This is a genomic window from Amycolatopsis halotolerans, from assembly GCF_042647905.1.
In the GTDB taxonomy this organism is placed as follows: domain Bacteria; phylum Actinomycetota; class Actinomycetes; order Mycobacteriales; family Pseudonocardiaceae; genus Amycolatopsis; species Amycolatopsis halotolerans.
On record NZ_JBHRWI010000024.1, the window covers coordinates 148,771 to 174,809 of the forward strand.

Here is a 26,039-nt window from a genome sequence, read left to right on the forward strand (position 1 = left end):
CGGTGCTCCGGCTGAGCTAGCAGCTCGGCTGGAACACCGGCCCGCTTTCGTCTGTCACGACGCGACTGGCACCGGTTCCTCCGCCTTAGCCGCCGCCGGGGAACGCCGCAGCGCGACCATCCCGACCACCGCGAACACCACCACGATCGCCGCGCCGATCCCGGCTACCGTGTGCAGCCCCGAGGTGAACGCGTCCCGCGCTGTGGCCAGCAACTGCTCCCCCGTCGCACCGGGCAGCGTCGCCGACGCCGCCATCGCACCGGCCATGCTGTCGGTCGCCTGGGCGGCCGCCGCGGCGGGCACGTGTGCCGGAACCGCGATCTGGTTGCGATACACCGCCGTCGCGACGCTGCCGAACACCGCGATCCCCATGGCGATCCCGAATTCCGCGCTGGTCTCCGACATCGCCGAAGCCGCGCCGGCCCGCTGCGGCGGGACCGAGCCGACCACCATTTCGGTGCACAGCACGCCTTGGGGTCCCATCCCGAAGCTCGCGATCGACATGCCCAGCACCACGAATGCCACACCACCGGACCCGCTGGCCAACGTGAACAACAGGATCCCGCCCGCCGCGACGAGCATTCCGAAGCCCAGCACGAATTCCGGACGGAACCGGCGCGCCAGCCGCGGCGCGATCATCGACCCGACGACCACCGCCAGCGCCTGCGGGACCAGCGACAGCCCGGCGTCGACCGTGCTCAGCCCGGCGACCATCTGCAGATACTGGCTCACCAGCAGGAAAACCCCGCCCATGGTGACCGCGCCGACGAGCATGATCGCCACCGCCGCGCTGAACGCACGCACCCGGAACAGCTGGAGGTCCAGCAGCGGGTGCTCGAGCCGCCGCTGCCGCCGGACGAACACCGCGCCGACCGCGAGCCCCGCGGCGAGCACGACGATTTCGGTCAGGGACAAGCCGTTCTTGGCGATTTCCTTGAGCGCGTAGATGACCGGCAGGATCGCGGCGAGCGACAGGCCGACGCTGGCGAGGTCGAGGCGTCCGGCGGAGGTGTCGCGGTATTCCGGCAGCAGCTTCGGCGCGGTCGCGAGCAGCAGGATCATCACCGGAACGCCCATCAGGAACACCGAACCCCAGCGGAAATGCTCCAGCAGGAACCCGCCGGCGACCGGGCCGACCACCATGCCGCCCATGAAACAGCTCATCCACACCGCGATCGCGGTGCCGCGCTGCTTCGGGTCCTGGAACATGTTGCTGATCAACGCGAGCGTCGACGGCATCAGCGTCGCCCCGGCGATCCCGAGCACGGCCCGCGCGGCGATCAGCATCTCCGGACTGGTCGAGAACGCCGCCGCGACCGACGCGAGCCCGAACGCGCCGCCGCCGATCATCAGCAGCCTCCGCCTGCCGATCCGGTCGCCGAGGGTGCCCATCGTGACGAGGAACCCGGCGATCATGAAGCCGTAGACGTCGATGATCCACAGCAATTGCGTGCTGGACGGCCGCAGGTCCGCGGCGAGGTGCGGAACCGCGAGGTGCAGCACGCTCATGTCCAGCGACAACAGCACGGTCGGCAGGGCCAGCACCGCCAGGCCCAGCCACTCGCGTCGTCCTGCGCTCATTGCTCTCTCCCCTGAAGTCGCCTCGTCGGCGGTCTCGCCGACCGGTCTCACTGACGCGACGATCGGGGTGCGGGCGGATCGACATCCCCGGGGAAAACTTTTTCGGGCGGGTTTCGGGGAGCGAGTTCAGCCGAGGCACCGGTCCGTGAGGGGAACCCTGAGAGGGTGTTTCGAAACCCGCGTGCTCAGTCGCTGAATCCGTGTGTTACGCGGCAGCTTGCACGCAGTCGCCCGGTGAACGCCATGCCGCGCGGGTATCACAGCCAACGCCCGACCACACCACCGGGTTTCGAAACACCCTCTGAGGGACTCTGATTCCCTCAAGGAGCCCCTCACGTACTTCAAGCCCTGACCACAGGGTGACAAATCGGGCATTTCGGCACTTCCGGAGTCCTTTGCGGACGATCAGCGGGCCGAGGTAACGCGGCTTAAGTTTCTGGCATTGGGAATCAGAGTCCGCAGGGTTCCCCTCACGGACGCGGCCTAGGACGTCGCGGCGGCCACCGCGTAGTTCCCGAGCGCAGGTTCCAGCAGGTCGAACGCCTTCCGCGCCTCCGCCGCGACCGTCTCCGCGATCTCGTCGACCGGCCGTCCGGCGAGGGTCAGCTCCTCGATCCGCTCGAACAGGCTGTGGTGCACCGCCCCCAGCACCGCGGCCGCCGTCCGGACGGTGATGTCCGACCGGAGGCTGCTCGCCGCGTCCGCCAGCGCGTCGGCCAAGGCCCGTTCCCGCCGCCGGTGCAGGCCCCGCAGGCACGCGGACAACGTCGGGCTCTCGGCGATCATCCGGGTGAACTCCAGCCCCGCGAACCCGACCACCGGGTCCTTCGCGGCGACCGCGGCCTCGAACGCCCGCCGCAGCGCCGCGAGCGCGGACTCCCCTGGCTCCCGCGCCGACACCGCGGCCGCCAGAGTCGCGACGAACTCCTCCTGGTGGTCCAGGACCAGGTCTTCCTTGCGGGCGAAGTAGTTGGTCACCGTCTTCTTCGCGACCCGCGCGGCCTCCGCGACCTGGGCGATCGTCGTCTCCTCGAAGCCCTGCTCCAGGAACAGCCGCGTCGCGTGGTCGGAGATCAGCTGGCGCGTCTCCTGCTTCTTGGCTTCCCGCAGGCCTAGCTCCATCAAAAACTTACCTCCGACGTAATTTTACCTTGACAGCAGTTCCGGGTCTCGGCATACTTTTACTACCGACGTAAACATAACCCGAAGGAGAACCACTTGTCGATCGCCGCCCTCCCGTCGCTCGCGGACCAGGCGGAGCACCTGATCTCGCTGGAGGTACCCGAAATCGCGCAGCTTTCCGCCGCCGACCTGCGCACTTTCGCGGCAGCCCACAGCGACGCGGACGGCGCGCTGCTGGCGATCCACCCGGATCGAGCGCCAGCGTCGGCGCTCACGCCGCTGTTACGCCGCGAAGGCAAGGCCGGATTCGTCGTCACGGACATGCCGGACGTCGACCAGTTCGCACCGCGCGACGTCGAGCTGCCCGACGCGCCGCTGTACCTGGTCACCGGCCTCGACCGCGGCGAGGAGATGGGGAACTGGAGCCCCGAAGAGGCGCTGCCCGCGATCACGAAGGCCGGGCGCAGTCCGCTGCTGCTCACCGAGGGGATCCACTGGGTGCTGCAACAGCCTTCGGTGCTCGAGCGCAATCATTGCTTCATGACCATCGGCTCCCGGCTGCGCAAGGAGAACGGCACGTTCGACACCCGCACACCAGCGCTGTGGATCAGCAACGGCACCGGCCGCGACGGCAGCGAACGCCGCAACGCCCCGAAGGTCGGCTGGTGCTGGTGGGGAAACCGACACACCTGGCTCGGTTTCGGGTCCGCCGCCGCCCGCCACTGAGCCCCCAACCCCGAGGAGAGCCCGCTTTCCCAGACCCGAACGCCCTGCACCCGTAGCCGAACAGCCGCAGGTGGCGCTGGTGGGCAACCGGCACACCTGGCCCGGTCTCGGTTCCGCCTGCACCCGATGCCTGGACAACCTCGACTGGTGCCAGCAGGGCATCCGGCACACCCGGCCGCGCTTCGGGTCCACCACCACCCGCTGCTGAAGCCCTAACCCCGAGGAGAGACCCCATTTCCCCAGACCCGACCGCCCTGCACCCGTAGCCGAACAGCCGCGGGTCGTACTGGTGGAGCAACCGGCACACCCGGCTCGGTTTCGTTTCCGCCTGCACCCGATGCCCGGACAACCCCGACTGGCACCAGCAGGGCATCCAGCACACCCAGCTGGGCTTCGGATCCACCACCGCCACTGACACCCAACCCCGAGGAGAGTTCCCATTTCCCCCGACCCGACCGTCCTGCACCCCATGCCCGACCAGCCGCGAGTGGTGCTGCTGAAGCCGCTGGTCACCTCGCCGCTGATCGACGTCGGCGAGTTCTCCTACTACGACGACCCGGACGATCCGACCGCCTTCGAGACATGCAACGTGCTGTACCACTACGGGCCGGAGAGGCTCGTGATCGGCAAGTACTGCGCGCTCGGCGAGGGCGTGCGGTTCATCATGAACGGCGCGAACCACCGAATGGACGGGCCGTCGACGTTCCCGTTCCCGATCATGGGCGGCGACTGGGCCGAGCACTTCGACGTCATCACCGGCCTGCCCGGCCGCGGCGACACGGTGCTGGGCAACGACGTCTGGCTCGGCTACCGGGCGATGGTCATGCCGGGCGTCCGCATCGGGCACGGCGCGGTCGTCGCGTCCGGGGCCGTTGTGGTGGACGACGTGCCGGACTACGGCATCGTCGGCGGCAATCCGGCGAAGCTGATCCGGCGGCGGTACAGCGACGAGGACGTCGAACGGCTGCTGGCGATCGCGTGGTGGGACTGGCCGGTGGAGCACCTCACCAAGCACGTCCGCACGGTCATGTCCGGCAGCGTCGACGAACTGGCGAAGGCGGCGGCCGAACTCGCGTAACTCGGTAACGTGGCAGGCGTGCCCGCTGAGATACCCGAGGAAGTCCGCCGAAGCACCACGCTGTTCCTGTCCACAGTGGACCGAGTCGCACCGGGGCTGGTCACCGGCTTCTACCTGGTCGGCTCGGTCTGCTTCGGCGACTTCCACGCCCGCGGCGCCGGACGCGGACGGCTGAGCACGTCCAGCGACATCGACTTCGTCGCGGTCGCTGACCGACGCGCGGAACCTGGCGAGATCGAGGCGCTGGCGCTGGCGCTGGCGCATGGCACGACGGTCGCCCAGTTCCCGAAACCGCATTTCGACGGAGCCGTGCTCACCTGGGCCGACCTCGCCGCCGGACCGGATGCCTGCCCGGACGTTCCGTGCGCGCAGGAAAACCGGTTCACCGAGTCGGGTCGCGACGGTCTCAACCCGGTGATGTTCTGCGAACTCGCCAGCCGCGGGATCGCGCTGCGTGGACCGGAACCGTCCGATGCGGACATTTGGGCGGACCAGGATGCCTTGCGCGCGTTCACTGTCGACAACCTGAGCCGTTATTGGCGGCCGTGGTGGGAGAAGAACCGGCGCGCCAGTACGTTGTCGCTCGCGATCGGAATGAGCCCGTGGTTTCCGGTGTGGGCAGTGCTCGGGGTGAGCCGACTGCACCACTTGCTGGCCACCGGGGAGATGACGTCCAAGTGCGGCGCGGGCCGTTATGCGGCAAGGGAATTCGACGAGCGGTGGCAGCGCATCATCGCGGAGAGCTTGAGCCTGCGCACCGAAGGCGCGGAAGGCCGGCGCAGCTACCGGAATCCCCTGGCGCGACGACGTGACACCCTCGACTTCCTGGACGCGACGATCGACGACGCACTCGCCTTGGCCTAGCTCACGGATCGGGCCAGCGTTGGCCTGGCCGGGGCGCCGAGAGTGCGGTTCGTCGGCGCGGTGCGTTCGAGCACGCGCGTCCCAGCGCGACCGGCGGCTGCGATGAGACCACGGTTGCGGCAGGGTCCGGCAGGCGGCGTTGGCGGGCACCGGGCTCACTTCGAGCCGCGCGGCGAGGTCGCGCACGGTGAGCAGCCGCGCGGCAAGGTCGCGCACGGTGAGCAGCCGGCCGCCAGCCGTCCGGCGGAGATGGTGCCCTCGACCGACAGCGCGATCTCGGCCGCCATCGCGCCGCACAGCGCTGCCTCCTCGATCGGGTCGCTCGTCTGTCCGTACTAGCACAATCGGGGAAATCTCGTGGTCAAGCGCTCCGGGTTGACCTTCAAGCTGCTTGAAGCCCGATGATGGGCAGGTGTCCGACCTGCTCACCATTGGTGCGTTCGCCCGCCGCTGCGGCCTCACCGCCAGCGCGCTGCGCTTCTACGCCGATTCCGGCCTCGTGCGACCGATCCGGGTCGACGAGGAATCCGGCTACCGCTACTACTCCCCCGGCCAGGTGTCGGCCGCGCTGCTCGTCCGGCGGTTGCGGGAGATCGGCCTTCCGCTGGAACGGGTCGGCGCGGTCCTCGCCGCGGAACCGGCCGAGGCGTCGCGGATCATCGACGACCACGTCGCCGGGTTGGTGTCTCAGGTGCAGCAGGCCCGGGAAACGGCCGCGGCAGTGAAGGCCACGCTGAGCTCGACGGCGTCGGCACCGTCGGTCCAGTTCACCGGGCCGGTGTTCACCGCTGCCGTCGAGCAGGTGCTGACCGCGACGTCGCCGGACCTGCCGGTGCTCAACGGCGCGCACCTCGAGGTCTCTCCGGAGGCGATCGTGCTGACCGCCACCGACCGGTACCGCCTCTCGACCCGCACGCTCGTCCCGGCCGAGCCGAGTGCGTCCACCTGGACCGCGACCATCGACGCCGACGACCTGCGCCTCGCGATGCCGTGGACGCGCCGTCAGCACGAGCTGCGGCTGAGCGTCCGGGACGAGGAGCTCCGCTTCCAAGGCGACGATGCAACACGAACCTGCCGCACTGTCGCCGACGAATTCCCGGACTATCGGCTGATGCTGGCTTCGCTGCCAGAAGTGCTTACTCGGGCGGTGATATCCCGCAACGCGCTCTTGGCCTGTCTGGAACGCCAATACGCCCCGCAAGTCCAGTTGGACCTATCGCCCGCAGCCGTCAGGGTGGGAACCGAATCCATCCCCGCGGACGTCACTGGCCCGCCGATCTCGCTCTCCTTCGCCGTGAGCACGCTCCACCCGGCGATCAGCACCGCGGTCGGTCCGGACGTGATGCTGGACGTCGCGGCCCCGCACCTGCCGGTCGTCGTGCGCTCAGCCGACGACGGCGACCTCACCACGCTTGCCATGCCAGTGAAAGGAAATGCCGAATGATGACCGAAATCACCTCCGCGGTGACGCAGGGCCGAGCGGGCGACACGGACGCCGCGCGGGCGCGGCTGCAGGAGCTGTGGGACGAGATCGGACCGGGCGGAGATCCGTTCTACCGCTGCGTTCTCGCCCACTACCAAGCAGATCTGTTCACGGACCCGGCAGAGGCATTGGTGTGGGATGTCAGAGCCCTGGACGCCGCCGCGACAGTGACCGACGAGCAGGTGCGAGCGCACGACGCCGGGCTTCGGATCGAAGGCTTCTACCCGTCGCTCCACCTGAACCTGGCCGACAACTTCCGCCGCCTCGGCTCGTTCTCCGCGGCGACGGAGCAGATCGCGGCAGCGCGAAAACGACAGGACGCGCTCGCCGACGACGAGTACGGTGCGATCATCCGACGGGCGATCGACGGGGTCGCGGAGGCGATCGAACGCCGGTCGACCGAACGACGCACGACGGCACCGGGAGTCGAATAGTTGGAACCATGGCTCTCGGATTGGTGCCGCACGCACCTCGGCACCGCACCGGTCGACGTGCTGTTCGAGGCACGCCAGGTCTCGACAGTGCACGGCCTGCGCCTCGAAGACGGCCGGAAAGTCGTGGTCAAGGCCCGTCCGGACGACGGCCGCGCCCTCGCTTGCGTCGCCGCGCAAACCCAACTGGCTGAGCGCGGCTTTCCCTGCGCACGACCGCTGGCCCCGGCCGTCATGGTCGGCTCTCTAGCCGTGCACGCCGAGGAATACCGCCCGGGCGGAGACGTCGTACCCGGGGACTCGCCGGACGTTGCCGCGCGTTATGCCGAGCTATTCGCCCTGCTGCTGGCCACCCTCGACGGGATCGCCGTCAAGCCGCCGCTGCCGAACCCGCGCTGGTTGCGCTGGGATCACGCCGACCCCGGCCTATGGCCAGCGATCGACTTCCTGGACGGACGAGACCAGCGCTCCGTACCCGAGGAGGTCGCCAAGACCGCGGACCGGGCCCGCCGCCGACTGCTCGCCGCCGATCTGCCGAACGTCCTCGGCCACGGTGATTTCGAAGCGCAAAACCTCCGCTGGGATACCAGTGAGGGCTGGACGGTACACGACTGGGACAGCCTGGCGTGGCAACCGGAAGCAGCCCTGGCGGGAGCAGCGAGCGGGATGTTCCCGAGCACTACCCCGCCGACGCTGGCACCGATCGAGAGCTCCGCAGCATTTTTGGAGTCCTATCAGGACTTCCGAGGCCGCCGGTTCTCCGTAGCCGAACAGGAAGTCGCGTGGGCGGCGAGCTTGTGGCCTGCGGCGCACAACGCCCGGTGGGAAGCGCTGTATGGAGATCCGCCGATTTGCGGTGCGGCGCTTCGGGAGCAGGCTGCTGAGCGTCTTCGCCTCGCGAACGCCTGAGTGGGATCCGGGCGGTTGCCGCGCTGGGGGACGCCGCAACCGCCCGGAGGCGTTACCTGATGTCGCGGACCAGTGCGCCCACGATCGCGTCTATCCGGTCCGACTGGGCTTTCGAATAGTCCGCCGTGTCAATAAACACTGTCACCGACCGCTTTCCGTCCTCGGTCACCGCGTTGCGGAAGTCGTGGCCGCTGGCCATGCCGCCGCTGTGGCCCCAGGTCGGGAAGTTCGGCGTCAGTTCGTACCGCTGCAGGCCTAGGCCGTATCCCTCGCCGCCGTCGTCAAGGACGGTCTTTTTCATTTCGGTCAGCAAGGCAGCGGGCAGCAGTTTTCCGCCGAGCAGCGAGGTCCAGAATTTCGTCGTGTCCGCGCCGGTGGAGATCAATTCGCCGGAGGCGTCGGCTTCGGAGACGTTCCATTCCGTGGTGTCGACGCCGTCGGTGTACGACCGCAGGTCCGGTTCGTCGATCGTGGTTTCGTCGCCGGGCCAATAGGTTTCGTCCAGGCAGAGCGGTTTGATGATCCGTTCGGTGAGTTCGGTGCCGATGCCGCGGCCGGTCACCTTCGCGACCACCATGCCCGCCAGGTTGTAGTTCGTGTTGGAGTACGCGAAACCGGACGGGGCGCGGTCCGGCGGGGCAAGCGAAAGCGCCTGTTTGACGGTCTGGATCGGGTCGAAGTGCTCCCACCGATGCGCTTGATCGTCCTCCCAGAACGGCGAGTCCAGGTAGTCCGGCAGGCCGCTCGTCTGCTGCAGCAGCTGCCGGACGGTGATCTTGCGGCCGTCGTAGCGGGCGGTGCGGATCAGGCCGGGCAGGTAGTGATCAACGGTTTCGTTCAGGCTGATTTTGCCCTCGGCGACCAATTGCAGCACGACTACCGCGGTCCAGGTTTTCGTGTCGCTGCCGATTCTGGAGTGTTCGTCGCCGGTGATCGCGCGGCCGGACTCGACATCGGACTTTCCGACGCCGCCTTTCCACAGGCCGCAATCCGGGCTCTGCACGGTCAGGACGATTCCGGGGAGACCGACCTTTTTCAGGCCGTCCAGCGCGGTTTGGATGGGTTTGGCGGAGCACGCGGCCGCTGAGGCCGTGGTCGTCGGCGCGACCATCAATGCCGCGGTTACCGCCACCGCCGCGGCGGCGCTGGTCCAAGCTCGCATGTCGTCTCCTTCTGCTGGAATCTTCAGACTGCGAAGAGCGTTTGCGAAGCGACGGTGTGCCGTTTCAGCGCGGCCGGATCGACAGCGACGCCGCCGCCCGGACCGTCTGGAATGGACAGACAACCGTCTTCGAGTTCGAACGGCGCGGTGAGATCGGTGGCGTAGTACCGGCTCGACGCGGAGATGTCATTCGGCAGCACGAAACCGGGCAGTGCGGCGAGGGCGAGGTTCTGCGCGCGGCCGATGCCGGTTTCGAGCATTCCGCCGCACCACACCGGGATTCCGTGCGCGGCGCACACGTCGTGGATTCGCCGCGCTTCGAGGTATCCGCCGACGCGGCTGGGTTTGACATTGATGATCCGGCACGCTCCCAGCCGGATCGCGAACGCGGCGTCGCGGGCGGAGCAGATCGATTCGTCCAGGCAGAGCGGAGTGCGCAGGAGCTTCGCGAGTTCGACATGGCCGCCGAGGTCGTCCGCGGGGAGCGGCTGTTCGAGCTGGACCAGGCCGAACTCGTCCAGTCGGCGCAGGTGGTCGGCGTCGGCGAGGGAGTAGGCGGTGTTCGCGTCGGCCTGCAACACCAGGTCCGGGCCGAACTCGGCACGGACGGCGCGCACGGGTTCGAGGTCCCAGCCGGGTTCGATCTTCAGCTTGATCCGGACGTATCCCTCGGCCAGATAACCGGCGACGGTGTCGATCAATTCCGGGACAGTGTCGGTGATTCCGACGGAAACTCCAGCCCTGATCCGATCGCGCACGCCGCCGAGATAAGTCGACAACGGCATCGCGTAGGCGCGGCATTCGGCGTCGAGGACCGCGGTTTCGAGCAGGGCTTTCGCCAGCGGATTGCCCTTGACCGGAGCCATCGCGCCCGCGACCCGGGCGGCGGTCAAGTGCGGCAGGGCAGTCACGCGCGGGACGAGATGATCCCGCAGGATCCGTTCGGCTCCGACGGCGAATTCCGGGCTGTACACCGGTTCCGGGTCTCCGCCGAACTCTGCCCAGCCCTCGCTGACGTCGGTCACCACGTGCAACAGAAGGGTGTTGCGTTCGGTGTCCACCGAGCACGAGGTCCGAAATGGACGGACGAGCGGGAGGCTGACCTCGATCAGGTCGATCCGTTCGATTTTCACGCCCGCTCCCCTTCGGTCAGGTGATACCAGCCGGATCGGCTGAACCCGGTCGCCGTGCAGCCCTCGGCGATCAGCGGGACGAAAGCGTCCCGGATCGCGTAGCGCCACTCGGCGGCCAGCCGCGCGTTCAGGCGGCGCAGGCCCACGATGTCGGCCGGGACCCGGCACCAATACCCGGAGCCGTCGCGGACCAGGAACGGTTCGCCGTCGGGGGCGCGGCGCGGGTCGATCTCCGCGGTCGTCAGGTCCGGGCCGGAAAGCCGGACCGGATTCGGTTCCCGCAGCGGCCACACCGCGGTGAACCGGTCGGTTTCGTCCGCTCCGTTGACGCCGTCCTCGATCTGGCCGTAGAAGTCCACTGTGTACTCGGTTCCGCGCGCGCCGAGCTTCGCCAGGTTGAAATGCGCGTTGCGGCTCACCAGCGGATCAAAGGTCCAGACCATCGTCTCCGCACCCTGGTCGAGCGCCCACACCCGCTGAGCCTGCTTGAGCGCGAAGCCCACCCCGCGGTCGCTCGCGCGCGCTGCGGCGATCAGCGAATAAACCGCGCGCGTCACCGGCGGGCAGAAAATGAGCGCCGACGCCGCCTGGATACCGGCGTCATCAGCCGTGTAGTGCACCGCGCCGCCCGCGTGGACGACGGCGCGCAGGGCGTCCGCGCCGAACGGAGCGTGGGATTCCGGCGTCTGCCACACCTGAGCGAGAAATCGCGACACCGCTTCGAGCGTCCGGACGTCTTCGGCCAGCCGGATCCGGACGCCGGCCCGGGTCGCGGCGCGCAGGGCGGTCGAGACGGCCGCGTCCGGGGCCGGAGGGAGTACGGTCGCGGGTGCGCCTGGTGGAACGTGCATGCTGACAGCCTCGCGGCCGGATCGTCCGGGTGCGTGCAATGCCGGTCCAGAGATTCCGCGGATGTTTTGTGCGTCTGGCTAAAGAGGTGAAGATGCTCGATCCGGAGGTCCCCGATCTCGGGCAGGTCCTCGACGCGCTCGGCGCTTCGCTGCTGCAGCCGGCCAGCCCGCTGCCGGACCGGCCGGTGCCGGTGTCCGGGGTGCTCATCCACGAGCGGCGCAGCGGCGCACCGCCGGGGCAAGACACGATCCTGCTCGCGGTCGGGGCCGATCCGGCCGAAGCGAAAGATCTCCTCAACTCGGCCGTGGGATACGCGGCGCTGGTGGTGAAAAGCTTCGGCGAACCCCTCACCGAACTGTCCGACGCCGCGCGCGACGCCGGGGTCGTGCTGCTCGCCGCCGACGAGGCCGTGCCCTGGCACCACCTCGAGGCGATGATCTCCTCGGCGCTCGCCCCCGCTGTGCGCACGCCCGGCGCGCCGGCTGCCGGCGATCTGTTCGCGCTGGCCAACGCCATCGCCGGGATGGTCGGCGGCGCGACCACCATCGAAGATCCCCACCGGCGGATCCTGGCGTACTCGACGCTGCCGGGCCAGCCCATCGACGACGGCCGCCGCCAGGGCATCCTCGGGCTGCAAGTGCCGGAGGTGCCGGTTTTCTACGACGACCAGTACCGCGAACTCGCGCGGGTGCGGCAGACCTGCCGCTTTCCCTCGCTCCCCGGCGGGCTGCCGCGGCTCGGCGTCGCGGTGCGGGCGGGCAGCGAGATGCTCGGCTCGATCTGGGTGGTCGACGCCGACGACAGTCTCGACGAGACGGCCGAGCAGGCGCTGTTCAACGCCGCCGAGATCGCCGCGCTGCATCTGCTGGCCGCGCGCACCGCGGTCGACGTCGTCCGCCGTCGGCGCGCTGACCTGCTACAACGCCTGCTGGCCGACCCGAGCAGCGTCACCGCCGCCGCCCCGCAACTCGGCTTGGACCCGGACGCCCCGGTCGCGGTCGCCGCGTTCACCGTCACCGATCCTGAAGACGTGCTGGCTGCTCACGCGGCGACGCGGCTGGCCGATCTGGTGAGCCTGCACTGCGAGGCCCACTACGGAAAGCACGGGTGCGCGCTGATCGACGGGACCGTCTACGCGCTGCTGCCGAATGCGCATCGCGATCTGGTCGCCGACATCGCCCGGCGAGCACACGGCGCGCTGCGGATGCCGGTGCAAGCCGGGCTCGGCTCGACGGTCCCCGGGCTCCGGTCGATCGCCTCGTCGCGGGCCGACGCGGATCTCGTCCTCCGGACGCTGGCGGAGCGACGGACCGCACCGGAGCCGTGCCAGGTGGCGGCGATCGAGGAGGTCTGGGCCGGGGCGACGCTGTCGGTGCTGGCGCAGATCCTGGCCGGGGACGCCGCGTTGCCCCGGCGGTTGGGTCCGGCCGTGCGGGCGCACGATGTCGAGCACGGGACGACGTATGCGCCGACGATCCTGGCTTATCTCGATACGAACGGCGACATCGCGGCCGCGTCGGCTCGGTTGTCGGTGCATCCCAACACGATCCGGTATCGGCTGTCGCGGGCGGAGGAGATCTTCGGGTTCGATCTGGCCGATCCGGACGAGCGGCTGGTGCTGTGGTTGCGGTTGCGGCTGGGTGATCAGCTGGGGTGGTAGTCGTGAGTGGCGATGCCACTCACGACCCCCGCCGCACAGCTCGCCCGGCCAGCACCCCGGTCGGCTTCCCGTCCCGCAGCGCGGGCTGGCCGTTCACCAGCACGTGGCGCATCCCGTCGGCGTACCGGTGCGGGTCCAGGTAGGTCGCGTTGTCCCGCACCGCCGCTGGATCGAACACCGTCACATCAGCGAACGCACCGGGCCGCAGCACGCCGCGGTCGGTCAGGCGCAGGTTCGCGGCGGGCAGGCTGGTCATCCGCCGCACCGCTTCTTCCAGCGGCAGCACGCCGTCCCGGACCCAGGGGCCGAGCACTCGTGCGAAGGCGCCGTACGTCCGGGGATGGATGGACGTATCCGTGAACGGTGCCTCCGCCGCGATCGCCTCGGAGTCTGTGCACACTGAAACCCACGGCTGTTTCAGTGCACGTCGCGTGTCCGCCTCCGAGGCGGTGAACTCGGCGACCATCAGAGTCGGTTCCGCCGCGACGAGGTCCAGCAAGGTGTCGAGCGGGTCTCCGCCACGGCTCGCTTCGGCGAGGGTTTGGCCCTGCACCGCACCGCTTAACAACAGGATCCCTTTCGCACCACCGGATCCGAGGTACAGGTTCTCCCAGTCCTGCCGTGGCGCGCGGATGGCGGCTTTCATTTCCGCGCGGCTCGACGGGTCGGCTAGGCGTGCGGCCAGCCCGCCGCCTTCGTGGAAGCGCGGCGGGATGAAGGCGGAGAGGAACGTCGAACCAGCGTCATACGGGTAGATGTCCGCGGTGATGCCGAGACCGTCCGCGCGCGCCTGCTGGACCCGCTCAAGCACGGTGGACAGCAGCGGCCAGTTCTGCTGTCCGGATGCCTTCAGGTGATATATCTCTGCCCGCGCGGACGATTCCCGAGCGATCCGGATCAGCTCGTCAACCGAATCGACCAGCCGGTCCGACTCCCCGCGGATGTGCGAGATGTACAGCGCGTCGTGCTTCGCCAGCACTCGTGCGTACGCGATCAGCTCCTCGGTGGACGCGTAGCTGCCCGGCGCGTAGATCAACGCCGAACCCACCCCGAGCGCGCCCGCCGCCAGTTCCTCGTCCAGCAACGCACAGGCGGCGGCCAGTTCGTCGTCGGTGAGCGGGCGGTCTTCGTTGCCGGCGAAGGGCATTCGGAGGTTTTCCGCGCCGACGAAGCTGCCGATGTTCAACCCGGCCCCGCTGAGGTCGGTCAGGAAGTCGTCGAGCCGGGGCCAACTGGTGCGCATGCCGAACAGCGGCGGTTCGGCGGCGACGAGGTCGGTCATCCGGCCGGTGACCGGGCCCATCGAGCGGCCTTCGCCGAAGATCTCGGTGGTGATGCCCTGATAGATGTCGGACAGTCCGCGCGGATCCAGCTGGAGGGTTTCGTACGCGTGGCTGAGCACGTTGATGAATCCCGGCGCCACCACGCACCCTTCGGCGTCCAGGACCGGGGCGTCGGGATCCCGGACGTCGCCGACCGCTTCGATCCGGTCCCCGGTGATCGCCACGTCCGCGCGGCGGGCGGCGGTTCCGGTGCCGTCGAGTACTGAGCCACCTCGGAGGACGAGATCGGCGGACATCGTGTTCCTTTCCTTGGGCGCGCGAGGGAGAATCAGACGTACAGACATGCGGTTTCGTGGCCGCCGATCGCGACCAGCGGCGGGTCGGCGCGTTCGCAGTCCTCGGTGCCGACCGGGCAACGCGAGCGGAACCGGCAGCCGGGCGGGATGTCGACGGGGTTCGGGGTCTCGCCGGTCAGCAGCCGCGGTTTCGCCTGCTGATCCCGGTCCCGTCGCGGGACCGCCGACAGCAACGCCTTCGTGTAAGGGTGCCGCGGATTGTGCACGACCTCCCGCGCCGGTCCCTGTTCGACGATCCGGCCCAGGTACATCACCACGATCCGGTCGGCGAAATGCGCGGCCGTGGACAGGTCGTGGGTGATCATCAGGATCGCGGTGTCCTGGTCCTTCCGCAAGGTGTCCAAAAGGGACAGCACACCGGCGCGCACCGAAACGTCCAACATGGACACTGGTTCGTCGGCGAGCAGGACGTCCGGGTCGAGCACGAGTGCGGCGGCGATGGCGACGCGTTGCCGCTGGCCGCCGGACAGTTCGTGCGGGTAGCGGTCCAGGAACGCTTCCGCTGGCGAGAGGCCGCTGCGTTCCAGTGCGTCCGAGGCAAGCGCGGCCCGTTCCTCTTTGGACCCGCCGGCGCCGTGGATCAGCATTGGCTCGGCAAGAATGTCCCGCACCCGGCAGAGCGGGTCGAGCGATTCGTACGGGTCCTGGTAGATCATCTGGACCCGTCGCCGGATCGGTCGCAAGCGGCGTTCCGACAGTCCGGTGATCGCGTTGCCTTCCAGGCGGACAGTACCGCCGGTCGGGGGAATCAGGCCGCAGATCGCCGCCGCCGTCGTGGATTTCCCGCAGCCGGACTCGCCGACGACGGCGACCATCTCACCGCGTCCGAGCCGGAAGCTGATGCCGTCCACGGCGTGCACGACGCTGCGCGGACGCCGGGCCAGCGCACCTGCGACGCCGCGGCGCATCGGGTAGTGGATCGAGAGGTCGTCGACCTCCAGCAGCGCCTCGGTCATGCCGTCACCACGCTCTCGGTACGGAAACACGCCGCCCGATGCCCCGGACCGGCCGTGGTCAGCAGCGGCAACTCGGCAGCGCAGCGGTCCATCGGGACATCGCAGCGCGGGCGGAACGGGCAGCCGACGATCTCGGTGTCAAGGCGCGGCGGAGCGCCCGGAATCGAGACGACCGGTTCGTCGCCGTAGAGATCCGGCGTCGCTGAGAACAACAGCCGAGTGTAGGGGTGCTGCGACTCCCAGCTCAGCTGATCCGCCGGGCCCTCTTCGACCATCTTCCCGGCGTACATCACCGCGGCCCGGTGACAGAATTGAGACACCAACGGCAGGTCGTGGGTGACCAGGACCAGCGCCATGCCGAGTTCGTCGGTCAGCCAGGTCAGCAGTTCCAGGATCTGCGCCTGCACCATCACGTCGAGCGCGGTGGTCGGTTCGTCGGCGAGCAGCACCTTCGGCTCGCAGGCCAGCGCCATCGCGATCGACAGCCGTTGCCGCATGCCGCCGGAGAACTCGTGCGGGTACCGATCCGCCGCCGCAGCGGGAATACCGACCAGTTCCAGCAGTTCCCGCGCTCGCTCACGTGCTTTCGCCCGGCGGGCGATGCCGTGGGCGCGCATAGGTTCCGCGATCTGCCAGCCGACCGTCTTCACCGGATTGAGCGCGTTCATCGCGCCCTGGAACACCATCGCGATGTCCCGCCACCGATGCCCGCGCATGGATTCCTCGCCGCCGGCCAAAATCTCGGTACCGGCAATGGAAACGCTGCCCGCCACGGTCGCGGTCGGCGGCAGCAAGCCCAGCAACGCCAGGATCGTCGTCGACTTCCCGCAGCCGGATTCGCCGACCAGCCCGTACCGTTCGCTCGGGGCCAGCGAGAAGCTCACCCCGTTCACCGGATGCACCTGACCGCCGCCCGGCAGGTCGAACCACACGTGCAAATCATTGCACTCCACCACATTCATCGGGCGTCCGCTCCCCTTCCGGCCAGGACCCGCACTCGCCACCGGCGGCCGGACAGATGGGAAACCTTGAGGCGCGGGTTCAACGCGTCCTCGATCGCCCGGCCCAGCAGGAAGCAGCCGATGCTCACCGCGGCGATCACGAATCCGTCCGGCACGATGGCCCACCAGGCCCCGGAACTGATCGCGGTGCGGGCGAAAGCGTGTTCCAGGATCGTTCCCCACGTCGTGACACTCGGGTCTTCCAAACCGAGAAATGCCAACGCTGTCTCCAAGTAAATTGCGACCGAAACGGTCAGCACGGTGTTGGCGATCAGCAGCGGTCCCGCTTGCGGCAGGATATGCCGCACGATCACCCGCGTATTGCTCGCGCCGAGCCCGCGTGCCCGTTTGACGTAAGCCCGTTCGCGCAGCGACATCACCTCCGCGCGCACGATTCGCGCGGTCGTCGTCCATTCCAGCAGGCCGATCACCAGGATCACGTGGAACAGGCTCGGCCCCCACACCGCGGCGATCACCATGGCCAGCACCAGATCCGGCAGTACCAGCAGCACGTCGGTGATCCGCATCAGCACCGCGTCGACCCAGCCGCCGAAATACCCGGACAGGATTCCGACCGTGCCGCCGAGCAGCATCGCGACGAGCGTCGCGGCGAATCCGACGACGAGCGACGTCTGCCCGCCGCGCATCAGCAGCGACAGCATGTCCACGCCGCCGTCGTCGCAACCCAGCCAATGGTGCGCCGACGGCGGTTCGAAAACCGCGCAGGAGCGTTCAGTGATGCTGTATGGCGCGAGGTAAGGCGAAACAACGGCCAAGACTGCGAAAAGGCCGAGAATAACGAGACCGGCGACCGCGGTTTTGTGCTCCCGCAGTACTTTTCGGAAGATACCGGTGCGGCGCAATTCGGCCGGGGCGGCAGTGGTCATGCGCTGACTCTCCGATCAAGACGGAAGTAGACCAGGTCGGCGAGAAAGTTCAGCAGGATCACCGACACCGTCAGGAGCAGGAACCCGCCCTGCACCATCGGGTAATCGCGCTGGCTGAGCGCGGTGTAGGTGGCCATGCCGATGCCCGGCCAGCTGAAGATCACCTCGATCAGCACCGCGCCGCCGACGACGTAGCCGAGATCGAGCGCGACCATGGTGACCATCGGCAGCATCGCGTTCCGCACCGCGTGCTGCCAGACCACCCGCCGGTCCGAAAGACCTTTGGCGCGCGCGGTGAGCACGTAGTCCTCGCCGAGGGTTTCCAGCATCGAGGACCGCACCACCAGCGTGTAACCGCCGTACGCGGTGAGGATCAGCGTGACCGTCGGCAGCACCATATGACTCGCCACGTCGCCGATGTTCTGCCAGAACGGCGGGCTGTCGAACAGGAACAGGTCCGACATCCCGCCGGCCGGAAGTATCCCGGCGAACAGGATCAGCAATACCAACCCGAGCCATTGCGACGGGAACGAGTACACGAGCGTCGCGAGCCCGGTGTTGAGATGGTCCAGCGCGGAATCGCGCCGCCACGCCGCGATCACCCCGGAGAGGATGCCGAGCACGATCGCGCCGAGCGTTCCGACGCCGGCCAGCAGCACGGTGTTCTTGAGGTCCTCGACCAGCAGATGGGTCACCGGCTGCTGATAGGTGAACGAAACGCCGAGGTCGCCGTGCAGCAGGTTCTTGAGGTAGATCAGGTATTGGTCCCATTTGGACTTGTCGAGACCGAAGCGGACCATCAGCGCGTGCTGCAGTTCCGGGGTCGCGTGCGGCACGCGGGACAGGTTGGTCACCGCGTCGCCGGGCAGGACCCGGAAGAGGAAGAAGTTCGCGGTGACAGTGAGAAAGATCGTCACCACAGTGAAAACGCCGCGCCGGAGCAGATAGTCGAGACTGCGCATCGGGTCAGCCCGCCTTTCGCACGGACAGCAGCGGGAGCTTCGACTCCGACGAGAACGAGGCCCCGCCCACCGGCGTCAGGCCGGTCCAGGACGGCGAGTGCGCCTCGATCGCGTCCGGGTAGTCGAGCACGAGCAGCGGACGCTCGCGTGCCGCCAGCTGCTGCATCCGGTTCACGACGTCGTGCCGGTCCGCGGGGTTCATCGCCTCGCCCTGCTCGCCGTACAGGTCGTCCCATTCCTTGCTGCAGTAGCCGGTGTCGTTGAGGATTCCCTGGCTGGCACAGGTGAGGTAGTTGAGTGTGTCGTCCGGGTCGCTGGTGCCGCCGCTCCACCCCCACATGGTCATGGCGAAGTCCTGCGATTTGTTCGCCATGGCCGCTTCGTTGGCCGCGGCGTTGTCGAGCAGCCGCGGTTCGAGCCGGACGCCGATCCGCTCGAAATCGCCGCGGATGATCTGGAACGAGCGCAGCCCGGCGCCGCTGTAGGTGTCCTCCGGCAGGATGATCGGGTAGTCCATCGGATGATCGCCCGCGATCCGGACACCGTCCGGCCCGCGCCGGTAACCGGCCTGGTCGAGCAGCCGATTGGCCAGGTCCAGGTCGAACGACGGCGGCTTGATCGAGTTGTCTGTCCAATCAGCTGTTCCGGGCGCGATCACCGCGCCGCCCGGTTTGCCGTGGCCGAGCAGCGAGGTTTTCACGATCTCGGCCCGGTTGACCGCGTGGTCGAGCGCTTCGCGCACCAGCGGGTTCGTCAATTCCCGATGTGCTGCTTGCTGTTTCGGGTTCGCGTTGACCGTGATGCTGTCGAAGCGCATGCCCGGCGAGGAAAGCACCTCGAACCCGGACGATTCGAGATTGCCCACTGAAGTGGCCGGCACGCTCTGCACCGCATCGAGCTGATGGCTCTTCAACGCGGTGATCATCGCGTCGTCGGTGCTGAAGAACTGGATGCCGAACCCGGCGATCTGCGGTTTCGGACCGTAGTAAGCGGGATTCCGCTTGAACAGCGCGACCTGTTTCGGCTGGTGTTTGACCAGGACGAACGGGCCGCCGGACACGATGGGCGCGGTGTTCGGGAACGTGGTCAGCGCGTCGCCCTTGCCCTCGGCGTACTTCTGCCAGATGTGCCGGGGCAGGATCGGAACGCTCATCAGTCTGCTGAGGACATTCGAGACCGGGTTGGCGTAGTGCAGCACCACGGTGTTCGCGTCCGGTGCGGTCGCGCTGTCGAGATTGACCACGTAGTTGGCGAGACCCGCTGTCGGGCCGTCCTGGAATTTCGCGATCGTGCTGAGCGTCCACGCGACATCAGCGGCGGTGAGTGGCTCGCCGTCGGACCAGGTGGCCCCGGGGTGAGTATGGAAAGTCCAGGTTTGGCCGTCCTCGGAGGTGTTCCAGCCGGTGGCGAATTCGGGGACGTAGTGGTCGTTCGGGTCGAGCTGCACCAACGTCGGGTAGATCTGCTCGAACACCGAAAACGCCATGCTGACCACGGAAACGAACGGGTTCAGCGAGTCGATCGGCTGGTTGGCGCCGAAGCGGAAGACGCCGCCGTCGGCGGTCTCGCTCTCGGCCTGGCCGCACGCGGCAACGCCGCCCGCGGCCAGTACCACGGCCAGCAACGCCGCTGCCGCGCGGCGGAAACGGTTTCTCATCAAGGGCCGCCTAGGGCGTGAAGGTGCGGTAGAGCGGGCATCCGGAGTAGTCGGCGCGAACCGCGACTCCATTGAGGACGACATCGAACTTCAGCCGCTCCGGCAGCCGTTCGTCCTCGCCGACGCGGAAAGAGCCGTCCGGCAGCGGGACCAGTTCGTCCGGCGGGCCGCCGGTGATCGACACCCACAGCCGGTTGTCGTGGGCATAGACGTGCAAATTGGACAGCCAGGGGTTGTGGCAGCGGTAATGCCCGACGACCTCAGCCCAGTGTGCGGGCGGGTCGTCCGGAGTCGGCAGCGCCGGACGTTCCCGTTCCGGCAGAACGAATTCCGGCACCGAAGCGCCAGCAAGCGCGGCTCGCGTCGCGGCGATCAGGTGGACGACGGTCTCCTGCCACGGCCCCGTGCCATTGGCCAGCACGACAGCCCCGATCCCAGCGTCCACATCGCACGCGATCGCGGCGTAGTAGCCGATCATGCCGCCGGTGTGCCAGACGTGCGGGCGGCCCTCGAACTCGCCGACCATCATGCCGAGGCCGTACGAACAGTCTTCCTCGTCCATCCGGATCGCGGGAGTACAGAGGTCGTCCACCATCGATCCGCCGCTCATCAACAGCCGCAGCCAGGCGGTCATGTCCCGTGCGGTCGAGACGACGCTGCCGTCCGCGGTGGCGGTCTCGATCCAGGTCGCCGGGACGATGCCGTCCTCACGGGCCGGGACGCGGTCGTCGTAGCGCGGTTCGTATCCCACGGCGCTGCGGGCCCGGATCTCGTGGGTGATCGCGGGAATGGCAGCCGACATCCCCAGTTCGGCCAGGAAGTCGCCGAGAAGTTCCTGGTACGGCCGTTGGCAGATCGCTTCCAGCACCAGCCCGAGCGCCTTGTACCCGGAGTTCGAGTAGTGGAACCAGGTCCCCGGTGGCGTCGTGGCCTCGGTGTCGCGCAGCGCCCAGACCTCGAAGGCGGAGTCGCCGGAGACGTCCGTGCCCGCGATGATCCCGGCGGTGTGCGACATCAGATGGCGCACGGTGATCGGCGCGTGCGCGGACCGGACGGAGAACCACGGCAGGTATTCGGTCACCGGACGGTCCAGGTCGACCAGCCCGGCGTCGCGCGCTCGAAGCAGCAGCGCGGCGGTCATGCCTTTGGAGATCGAGCCGATCTGGAACAGCGTGTCCTCGGTCGCCGGCTGGGCGGCGGCCAGATCGGCGTGTCCGAACGCGCCGGAGAAGAGGATCCCGTCGCGGCCGGTGACCGCCGTCGAGAGCCCGGCGGCGAAGGACCGTTCGTGCAACGCGGTGCGGCAGGCCTGGCGAAGCGCCTCGTCCGAGGCCTGGGGCAGGGGCGGCGTCATGTGCTGAAAACCTCCGGGACCTCGGTGTCCCGACCACGGCGGGTCGATGGGCGCCAGTATCGATCCGGCCGGATCGCGGCAGCCTTGGACGAGAGCCCAGAGATTCGGCCCGGGACTTGTGCCGGTCGCCAAAGCACTTGCTGAGGTACGTGAGGGGAACCCTGAGGGACTCAGATTCCCTCAGGGTTCCCCTCACGTACCGCACACCACCCCCGCGACCAGGACACACATCGCGGCCGCGGCGCCGCCTCAAGTCCGGCATTGGTGCCCGGGCCGCCGTCGAGGGGCGGCGGCCCGGGCAACCAGGCAGGTCAGCGGGGCAGGGCCCACTTCTGCGCGGGGCTGTTGTTGCAGGTGTAGAGCTGCAGCTGGGTGAGCTCCTTGGTGCTGCTGTTCGGATCGTCCAGGCAGAGCCCGGAGTGCGGGTTCCGCAGCGAACCGTTGTCCTCGACCCACTGCTGGGCGCCGGTGTTGTTGCAGGTGTAGAGCTGGATGCGGGTGCCGTTCGTGGTGCCGGAATTGTCGGCGTCGAGACACTTGCCGTGGACGCGCAGCGTGTGGTCGGTGCCGACGACCCAGTCCTGCGCGTAGGTCGAATCGCAGCCGTAAATCTGGATCGGGTTGCCGTCGGTGACCTTCGAGAACGCGTTGTCGATGCACAGGCTCGACGACACTCCCGCGACGATCGGGCCGACTCGCGGGCTCGCCGGTGCCGGGCTGTCTCCCGGGTAGGACGGCGGTGCGGCGGACGGATCCGCAGCCCAGGCCTTGTTGGCCGTGGTGCCGAGGGTGAAGCTGAGCGTGCCGCCGTTGCTGATATCCGGTGCGTACGCCTTGTTCCAGCCCGCGCCATTCCACGAGGCGTCCTGGACATACGGCGCGTTGTCCGCCGCGCCGTTGCCGTTGACGGTGAGGGTCTTGCCGGACGGCAGCGTGACGACGGCCTGGCTGAAGACCGGCGAGCCCAGCGCGAGGTCGGCGGTGCCCGGGGTCTCGGGGAACATGCCGAGCGCGGACCAGACATACCAGGCGCTCATCGTGCCGAGGTCGTCGTTGCCGCCGCCGAGACCGTCCGGGGTGGTGCGCCAGATCTTGCCCTGGATCGACCGGACCGTCTCCTGCGTCCGGTACGGCGCGCCGGTGTAGTCGTACTCCCAGGGCAGTTCGATGCTGGGCTCGTTGCCCATCCAGGCGAGGCCGTCGTTGCCGTCGTACGTGCGCAAGACGTTGTCCAGGTAGTGGTTCATGACGGTCGGGCCGCCCTTGGCGCGGGTCAGTCCGGCCAGGTCGAACGGCACCATGCCGGTGTAGATGAACGACGTGCCCTCGACCATGCTCTTGCCGTTCGTCGGGTCGAAGTCGAGCGGCCAGTTGCCGTCGGCGTTGCGGGCCTGGACGAAACCGGACTGCGGGTTGAGCAGATTTCGCCAGCTCTGCGCGCGGTTGCGGTACGTGCGCTGGTTGGCGGTGTCGCCGAGCGCGCCGGCGAAGGCGGACAGCGCGAAGTCCGCGGTGTTGTATTCCAAAGTGGTCGCTGCGGGACCGTAAGCGTTGCAGCAGCCGAATTTTCCGTCGTGCGGGAGGTAGCCGAGGCTGTCGAGGTAGTTCAGGCCTGGGCGGTCGTTGTTCGGGTTGGACGCTTGCGCTCTTAGTCCCTTGAGCGCGTCGGCGGTGTCGAAGTCGCGGGCACCGAAGGCGTAGTAGTCGGCGATGATGGCCGCGGCCGGGTCGCCGACCATCACGTAGGACTCGCCGTTGTTTTCCGACCACTTGGGGAAGATCCCCGTTTGCCGGTAGTCGTCCACCATGGACTGTGCGGTATCGGACGCGACCTTCGGCGCCAGCAGTGCTTCCAGCTGGGCCTGGGAGCGATAGATATCCCAGCCTGAGTAGTTGGCATACACCGCGTCATGGCCCGCGTCGACTGTGTGCGGTTTGCCGTCGAAACCCGGGTACTGGCGGTTGACGTCACTGATCACGTTGGGATGCAGCAGCGCGTGGTACAGCGCGGTGTAGAACATCGTCTGCTGGTCCGACGTCCCGCCGGTGATCTTGATCTTGCCGAGCTGGTCGTTCCACGCCCGCGCGGCGGCGGCGCGAGTGCCGTCGAAGTCCCAGCCGGGATTCTCGGCCGCCCGGTTCGCTGCCGCGTTGGCGGTCGACACGTAGCTCACGCCGACTTTCGCCTGCACCACCTGGTTTCCGGAGGTGTCGAAGGTGACTGAACGGCTGCCGCTGCTCGAGAAGGGACGGTCGAAGAGCAGGTCGAAGTAGACGGTGTAACTGTTGGCCGCGCCGCAGAACGCGCCGCTGGTGACCTGACCGCGCACCTCGATGTTCGACACGGCGGAGAACTGCGCGTTGCTGGACGGGTTCTGACTTCCGTCCACTTTGAACACGAGGTTCGACTGGTTTCCGGCCGGGAAGGTGAACCGGCCCATTCCGCTGCGCGTGGTGGCGGTCAGTTCGGTATTGACACCGTTGTCAAGCTTGACCCGGTAATACCCTGCGGACGCGGATTCGTTGCTGTGCTGGAAGTTCACGTTCGCGGACGAGTTCACGCCGCCGACGGTAGGCAGGATCGGCAGGTCGCCCGCCGCGCCACAACCGGGGCCCGCGATGTGGGTCAGGCTGAAGCCGGTGATGGTCGAATCGTTGTACTCGTAGCCGCCGCCGGGTGGCCGGGAGTTGGTGTCCGGACTCCATTGGACCATGCCGAACGGGGCGTCGGCACCGGGAAAATCGTTGGCCTGATTAGTGGTTCCGATGAACGGGTTGACCAGACTGGCCGGATCGGCCGCTGCTCGGTGTTCAGCCGCTTGTGCTGGCCCGGAGCACAATCCGGCGACGGTCACGGCCGTCGCCAGCGCGCAGCTCACTCTCGCTCGAACTTTCATCGCGCGTCCTTTTCAATCGGGGTTTGATCAGCTGATCGGCACACCGCTGGCGACCCGGCCGCGGTCGATCCAACTTCCGTGTCCGTCGCCGCCTTCCCAGGAATAGACGGAAGCAGCGTTGGTGGATTTATCGGCGAGAATATAATCGGCATTGCCGCCGCCGGTGAAATCGGCGAAGGCGACGGCGCCGGAATCCGTGGTGACGCCGGTGGCCACCTGGCCTCGCGAATACCAGCCGCCTTGCTCGTCGCCGCCGCGATTGAAGAACGCGTTGACCGCACCGCCCGGCGCGATCGTCACGTAGTCAGCCCGGCCGTCGCCGTCGAGGTCGGCGAAGCGCACGCTGCGCACGTCGGTGGTCGTGCCACCGGCGACCTGGCCTCGGCCGAGCCAGCCGCCGCGACCGTCGCCGCCGCGGTTGAGATAGGCGGTGACCGCGCCGTTCTGCCCGATGGTCAGGTAGTCGGCGCGACCGTCGCCGTCGAAGTCCGCGAACCAGACGCGACCCGGGTCGGCGGTGGTGCCGGTCGCGACCTGGCCCAGCGGCTGCCAGCCGCCGTGCCCGTCCCCGCCGCGGTTGAGGTAGACGACCACCGCGCCGTTCGGTTCGAGCAGGAGATAGTCGGCGCGGCCGTCACCGTCGAAATCGGCGAACCGGACCCGCGCCGGATCCGTGGTGAGCCCGGTGGCGGTTTGCCCGAGCGACTGCCAGCCGCCGTGCCCGTCACCGCCGCGATTCAGATAAACGCTGACCGCGCCGTTCTGCGCGACCGTTAGGTAATCCGCGCGGCCGTCGCCGTCGAAATCGGCCCAGCGAACCTTTCCGGTACCGCCGGATTCAGTTCCCGCGCCGAGCGGAGGATGTCCGCTGAACAAGCCGCCGGTGTACGCCTGCCCAAGCGCGCCGGAGAAGCTTTCCGCCATTCGCCGGTACCCGGCATCGTTCGGATGCAAGTGGTCGACCATTTCCCCCGAGGTGAGCGCAGGCGGCTCGACGTAGCGGAATCGGTGCCCGGCTTGGGTTTCGTCGGCCTCGAAGCCGCGCACGGCGGAATTGAACGCCGCGACCCGGCTTTCCAACCCCGCCGACGTCGGGATCAACCCCAGCAAAAGGACGGCGACGTTCGGCCGATCGGCGTAAATCCGGTCGAGCAGACTGTGCAGCCGGGCTGGCGCGTTGGCCACGTCGATACCGCGGTCGAGGTCGTTGATGCCGAGGTGCAGCAGCACTACGTCGGGCCGGTCGAACGCGAGCCAGCCGTCGATGCCCGCGGTGATCTGGTCGATCGTGTAACCGCTGTGGCCCTCGTTGGCCGGATCGGGCAAGCTCCCGTTGGTCTGCGTGCCGACAAACCGCGGCGAGTAACGGGATTCCCCGGAGAGCATTGTCCACAGTGGAGCGCGATAGGACGACACAGTGGCGCTGCCCGCCCCTGCGGTGATCGAGTCGCCGAGTGGCATGATCCGCACCGCTTGGCCGAGCGGCGCCGCTTCGGCGGCTTGACTCGGTACGGCAGCGGCGGCTAGGAGAACGAAAACAGCGAGAAATCGACGAAGCGGCATGGCAGCTTCCTCCGGCACGGCAAAGCGGACGGAACCCGTTCAGGCGAGCGAGGCGAATCCGGAACCGGCGTGCGCTCCGGCGACGAGACCATGGTCAGCCCGCGATGACAACCATGTCAACG

General features: G+C 68.3%; 23 protein-coding genes. 9 read left to right on the forward strand and 14 right to left on the reverse strand.

Features of this window, described 5'->3' with window-relative positions; genetic code table 11:
• Positions 1–54 precede the first annotated feature (54 nt).
• A complete protein-coding gene (locus tag ACFORO_RS21010; RefSeq protein WP_354740486.1) occupies positions 55–1,581 on the reverse strand; it encodes an MFS transporter in 1,527 nt (508 codons plus the stop codon).
• Between the two features lie 483 nt (positions 1,582–2,064).
• Positions 2,065–2,703 carry a TetR/AcrR family transcriptional regulator gene (locus ACFORO_RS21015; protein ID WP_377873822.1) on the reverse strand — a complete coding sequence of 213 codons (639 nt, stop codon included), beginning with the start codon at positions 2,701–2,703 and terminating at the stop codon, positions 2,065–2,067.
• A gap of 96 nt (positions 2,704–2,799) precedes the next feature.
• On the opposite strand from ACFORO_RS21015, the gene ACFORO_RS21020 reads away from it, so the two are divergent.
• The 8 genes from ACFORO_RS21020 to ACFORO_RS21055 all read left to right on the forward strand — a co-directional run bounded on the left by ACFORO_RS21020 (position 2,800) and on the right by ACFORO_RS21055 (position 8,194).
• Positions 2,800–3,429: a DUF5701 family protein gene (locus ACFORO_RS21020; protein WP_377873823.1), complete on the forward strand. Its 630-nt coding sequence runs from the start codon at positions 2,800–2,802 to the stop codon at positions 3,427–3,429.
• A 79-nt stretch (positions 3,430–3,508) separates the two neighbouring features.
• Positions 3,509–3,637 carry a hypothetical protein gene (locus ACFORO_RS21025; RefSeq protein WP_377873824.1) on the forward strand — a complete coding sequence of 43 codons (129 nt, stop codon included), beginning with the start codon at positions 3,509–3,511 and terminating at the stop codon, positions 3,635–3,637.
• A gap of 231 nt (positions 3,638–3,868) precedes the next feature.
• On the forward strand, positions 3,869–4,507 hold the full coding sequence (locus tag ACFORO_RS21030; RefSeq protein ID WP_417281599.1) for a CatB-related O-acetyltransferase: 639 nt from the start codon (positions 3,869–3,871) through the stop codon (positions 4,505–4,507).
• 18 nt (positions 4,508–4,525) lie between these two features.
• Complete coding sequence (locus ACFORO_RS21035; protein ID WP_377873826.1) at positions 4,526–5,371, forward strand: hypothetical protein; 846 nt, start codon at positions 4,526–4,528, stop codon at positions 5,369–5,371.
• Positions 5,372–5,473: 102 nt separating this feature from the next.
• Positions 5,474–5,710 (forward strand): hypothetical protein, encoded by a 237-nt coding sequence (locus ACFORO_RS21040; RefSeq protein WP_377873827.1) that lies wholly within the window; start codon positions 5,474–5,476, stop codon positions 5,708–5,710.
• A gap of 73 nt (positions 5,711–5,783) precedes the next feature.
• Positions 5,784–6,815, forward strand: a complete 1,032-nt coding sequence (locus tag ACFORO_RS21045; RefSeq protein WP_377873828.1) for a DNA polymerase III subunit beta family protein — start codon at positions 5,784–5,786, stop codon at positions 6,813–6,815.
• Entirely contained in the window at positions 6,812–7,288 is a 477-nt protein-coding gene (locus ACFORO_RS21050) for a hypothetical protein (RefSeq protein ID WP_377873829.1), read from the forward strand. Before ACFORO_RS21045 ends, ACFORO_RS21050 begins: the two co-directional genes overlap by 4 nt.
• Positions 7,289–8,194: a phosphotransferase gene (locus ACFORO_RS21055; protein WP_377873830.1), complete on the forward strand. Its 906-nt coding sequence runs from the start codon at positions 7,289–7,291 to the stop codon at positions 8,192–8,194.
• 52 nt (positions 8,195–8,246) lie between these two features.
• Here ACFORO_RS21055 and ACFORO_RS21060 read toward each other — a convergent pair whose 3' ends face one another.
• The 3 genes from ACFORO_RS21060 to ACFORO_RS21070 are packed head-to-tail and all read right to left on the reverse strand — an operon-like array spanning position 8,247 to position 11,340.
• On the reverse strand, positions 8,247–9,356 hold the full coding sequence (locus ACFORO_RS21060) for a serine hydrolase domain-containing protein (RefSeq protein WP_377873831.1): 1,110 nt from the start codon (positions 9,354–9,356) through the stop codon (positions 8,247–8,249).
• Positions 9,357–9,379: 23 nt separating this feature from the next.
• A complete protein-coding gene (menC, locus tag ACFORO_RS21065) occupies positions 9,380–10,489 on the reverse strand; it encodes an o-succinylbenzoate synthase (protein ID WP_377873832.1) in 1,110 nt (369 codons plus the stop codon).
• Entirely contained in the window at positions 10,486–11,340 is an 855-nt protein-coding gene (locus tag ACFORO_RS21070) for a hypothetical protein (RefSeq protein ID WP_377873833.1), read from the reverse strand. Before ACFORO_RS21070 ends, menC begins: the two co-directional genes overlap by 4 nt.
• A 92-nt stretch (positions 11,341–11,432) precedes the next feature.
• Here ACFORO_RS21070 and ACFORO_RS21075 point away from each other — a divergent pair, with 92 nt between their 5' ends.
• On the forward strand, positions 11,433–13,001 hold the full coding sequence (locus ACFORO_RS21075; RefSeq protein ID WP_377873834.1) for a PucR family transcriptional regulator: 1,569 nt from the start codon (positions 11,433–11,435) through the stop codon (positions 12,999–13,001).
• Positions 13,002–13,020: 19 nt separating this feature from the next.
• Here the strand turns inward: ACFORO_RS21075 and ACFORO_RS21080 are convergent, their stop codons facing one another.
• The 9 genes from ACFORO_RS21080 to ACFORO_RS21120 form a co-directional block, all read right to left on the reverse strand.
• Positions 13,021–14,580, reverse strand: a complete 1,560-nt coding sequence (locus ACFORO_RS21080) for an N-acyl-D-amino-acid deacylase family protein (RefSeq protein WP_377873835.1) — start codon at positions 14,578–14,580, stop codon at positions 13,021–13,023.
• A gap of 32 nt (positions 14,581–14,612) precedes the next feature.
• A complete protein-coding gene (locus tag ACFORO_RS21085) occupies positions 14,613–15,596 on the reverse strand; it encodes an ABC transporter ATP-binding protein (protein WP_377873836.1) in 984 nt (327 codons plus the stop codon).
• Entirely contained in the window at positions 15,593–16,558 is a 966-nt protein-coding gene (locus ACFORO_RS21090) for an ABC transporter ATP-binding protein (protein ID WP_377873837.1), read from the reverse strand. The genes ACFORO_RS21085 and ACFORO_RS21090 overlap by 4 nt, the downstream gene beginning before the upstream one ends.
• Positions 16,555–17,484 carry an ABC transporter permease gene (locus tag ACFORO_RS21095; RefSeq protein ID WP_354740452.1) on the reverse strand — a complete coding sequence of 310 codons (930 nt, stop codon included), beginning with the start codon at positions 17,482–17,484 and terminating at the stop codon, positions 16,555–16,557. The genes ACFORO_RS21090 and ACFORO_RS21095 overlap by 4 nt, the downstream gene beginning before the upstream one ends.
• Positions 17,481–18,446, reverse strand: a complete 966-nt coding sequence (locus ACFORO_RS21100) for an ABC transporter permease (RefSeq protein ID WP_377873838.1) — start codon at positions 18,444–18,446, stop codon at positions 17,481–17,483. The genes ACFORO_RS21095 and ACFORO_RS21100 overlap by 4 nt, the downstream gene beginning before the upstream one ends.
• 4 nt (positions 18,447–18,450) lie before the next feature.
• The gene (locus tag ACFORO_RS21105) at positions 18,451–20,103 is read right to left on the reverse strand and encodes an ABC transporter substrate-binding protein (protein WP_377873839.1); all 1,653 of its coding nucleotides are present in this window, start codon (positions 20,101–20,103) and stop codon (positions 18,451–18,453) included.
• A gap of 10 nt (positions 20,104–20,113) precedes the next feature.
• On the reverse strand, positions 20,114–21,457 hold the full coding sequence (locus ACFORO_RS21110) for a serine hydrolase domain-containing protein (protein WP_377873840.1): 1,344 nt from the start codon (positions 21,455–21,457) through the stop codon (positions 20,114–20,116).
• A 311-nt stretch (positions 21,458–21,768) separates the two neighbouring features.
• Positions 21,769–24,354 (reverse strand): lectin, encoded by a 2,586-nt coding sequence (locus ACFORO_RS21115; protein ID WP_377873841.1) that lies wholly within the window; start codon positions 24,352–24,354, stop codon positions 21,769–21,771.
• Positions 24,355–24,381: 27 nt separating this feature from the next.
• Positions 24,382–25,917: an FG-GAP-like repeat-containing protein gene (locus tag ACFORO_RS21120; RefSeq protein WP_377873842.1), complete on the reverse strand. Its 1,536-nt coding sequence runs from the start codon at positions 25,915–25,917 to the stop codon at positions 24,382–24,384.
• Between the last annotated feature and the right edge of the window lie 122 nt (positions 25,918–26,039).

Bases quoted from the DNA above. Each gene is read 5' to 3' on its own strand.
- ACFORO_RS21010 (WP_354740486.1), bottom strand. From the start codon at position 1,581: ATGAGCGCAGGACGACGCGAGTGGCTGGGCCTGGCGGTGCTGGCCCTG.
- ACFORO_RS21015 (WP_377873822.1), bottom strand. From the start codon at position 2,703: ATGGAGCTAGGCCTGCGGGAAGCCAAGAAGCAGGAGACGCGCCAGCTG.
- ACFORO_RS21040 (WP_377873827.1), top strand. From the start codon at position 5,474: ATGAGACCACGGTTGCGGCAGGGTCCGGCAGGCGGCGTTGGCGGGCAC.
- ACFORO_RS21050 (WP_377873829.1), top strand. From the start codon at position 6,812: ATGATGACCGAAATCACCTCCGCGGTGACGCAGGGCCGAGCGGGCGAC.
- ACFORO_RS21060 (WP_377873831.1), bottom strand. From the start codon at position 9,356: ATGCGAGCTTGGACCAGCGCCGCCGCGGCGGTGGCGGTAACCGCGGCA.
- ACFORO_RS21070 (WP_377873833.1), bottom strand. From the start codon at position 11,340: ATGCACGTTCCACCAGGCGCACCCGCGACCGTACTCCCTCCGGCCCCG.
- ACFORO_RS21075 (WP_377873834.1), top strand. From the start codon at position 11,433: ATGCTCGATCCGGAGGTCCCCGATCTCGGGCAGGTCCTCGACGCGCTC.
- ACFORO_RS21080 (WP_377873835.1), bottom strand. From the start codon at position 14,580: ATGTCCGCCGATCTCGTCCTCCGAGGTGGCTCAGTACTCGACGGCACC.
- ACFORO_RS21085 (WP_377873836.1), bottom strand. From the start codon at position 15,596: ATGACCGAGGCGCTGCTGGAGGTCGACGACCTCTCGATCCACTACCCG.
- ACFORO_RS21090 (WP_377873837.1), bottom strand. From the start codon at position 16,558: ATGAATGTGGTGGAGTGCAATGATTTGCACGTGTGGTTCGACCTGCCG.
- ACFORO_RS21095 (WP_354740452.1), bottom strand. From the start codon at position 17,484: ATGACCACTGCCGCCCCGGCCGAATTGCGCCGCACCGGTATCTTCCGA.
- ACFORO_RS21100 (WP_377873838.1), bottom strand. From the start codon at position 18,446: ATGCGCAGTCTCGACTATCTGCTCCGGCGCGGCGTTTTCACTGTGGTG.
- ACFORO_RS21105 (WP_377873839.1), bottom strand. From the start codon at position 20,103: ATGAGAAACCGTTTCCGCCGCGCGGCAGCGGCGTTGCTGGCCGTGGTA.
- ACFORO_RS21110 (WP_377873840.1), bottom strand. From the start codon at position 21,457: ATGACGCCGCCCCTGCCCCAGGCCTCGGACGAGGCGCTTCGCCAGGCC.
- ACFORO_RS21115 (WP_377873841.1), bottom strand. From the start codon at position 24,354: ATGAAAGTTCGAGCGAGAGTGAGCTGCGCGCTGGCGACGGCCGTGACC.
- ACFORO_RS21120 (WP_377873842.1), bottom strand. From the start codon at position 25,917: ATGCCGCTTCGTCGATTTCTCGCTGTTTTCGTTCTCCTAGCCGCCGCT.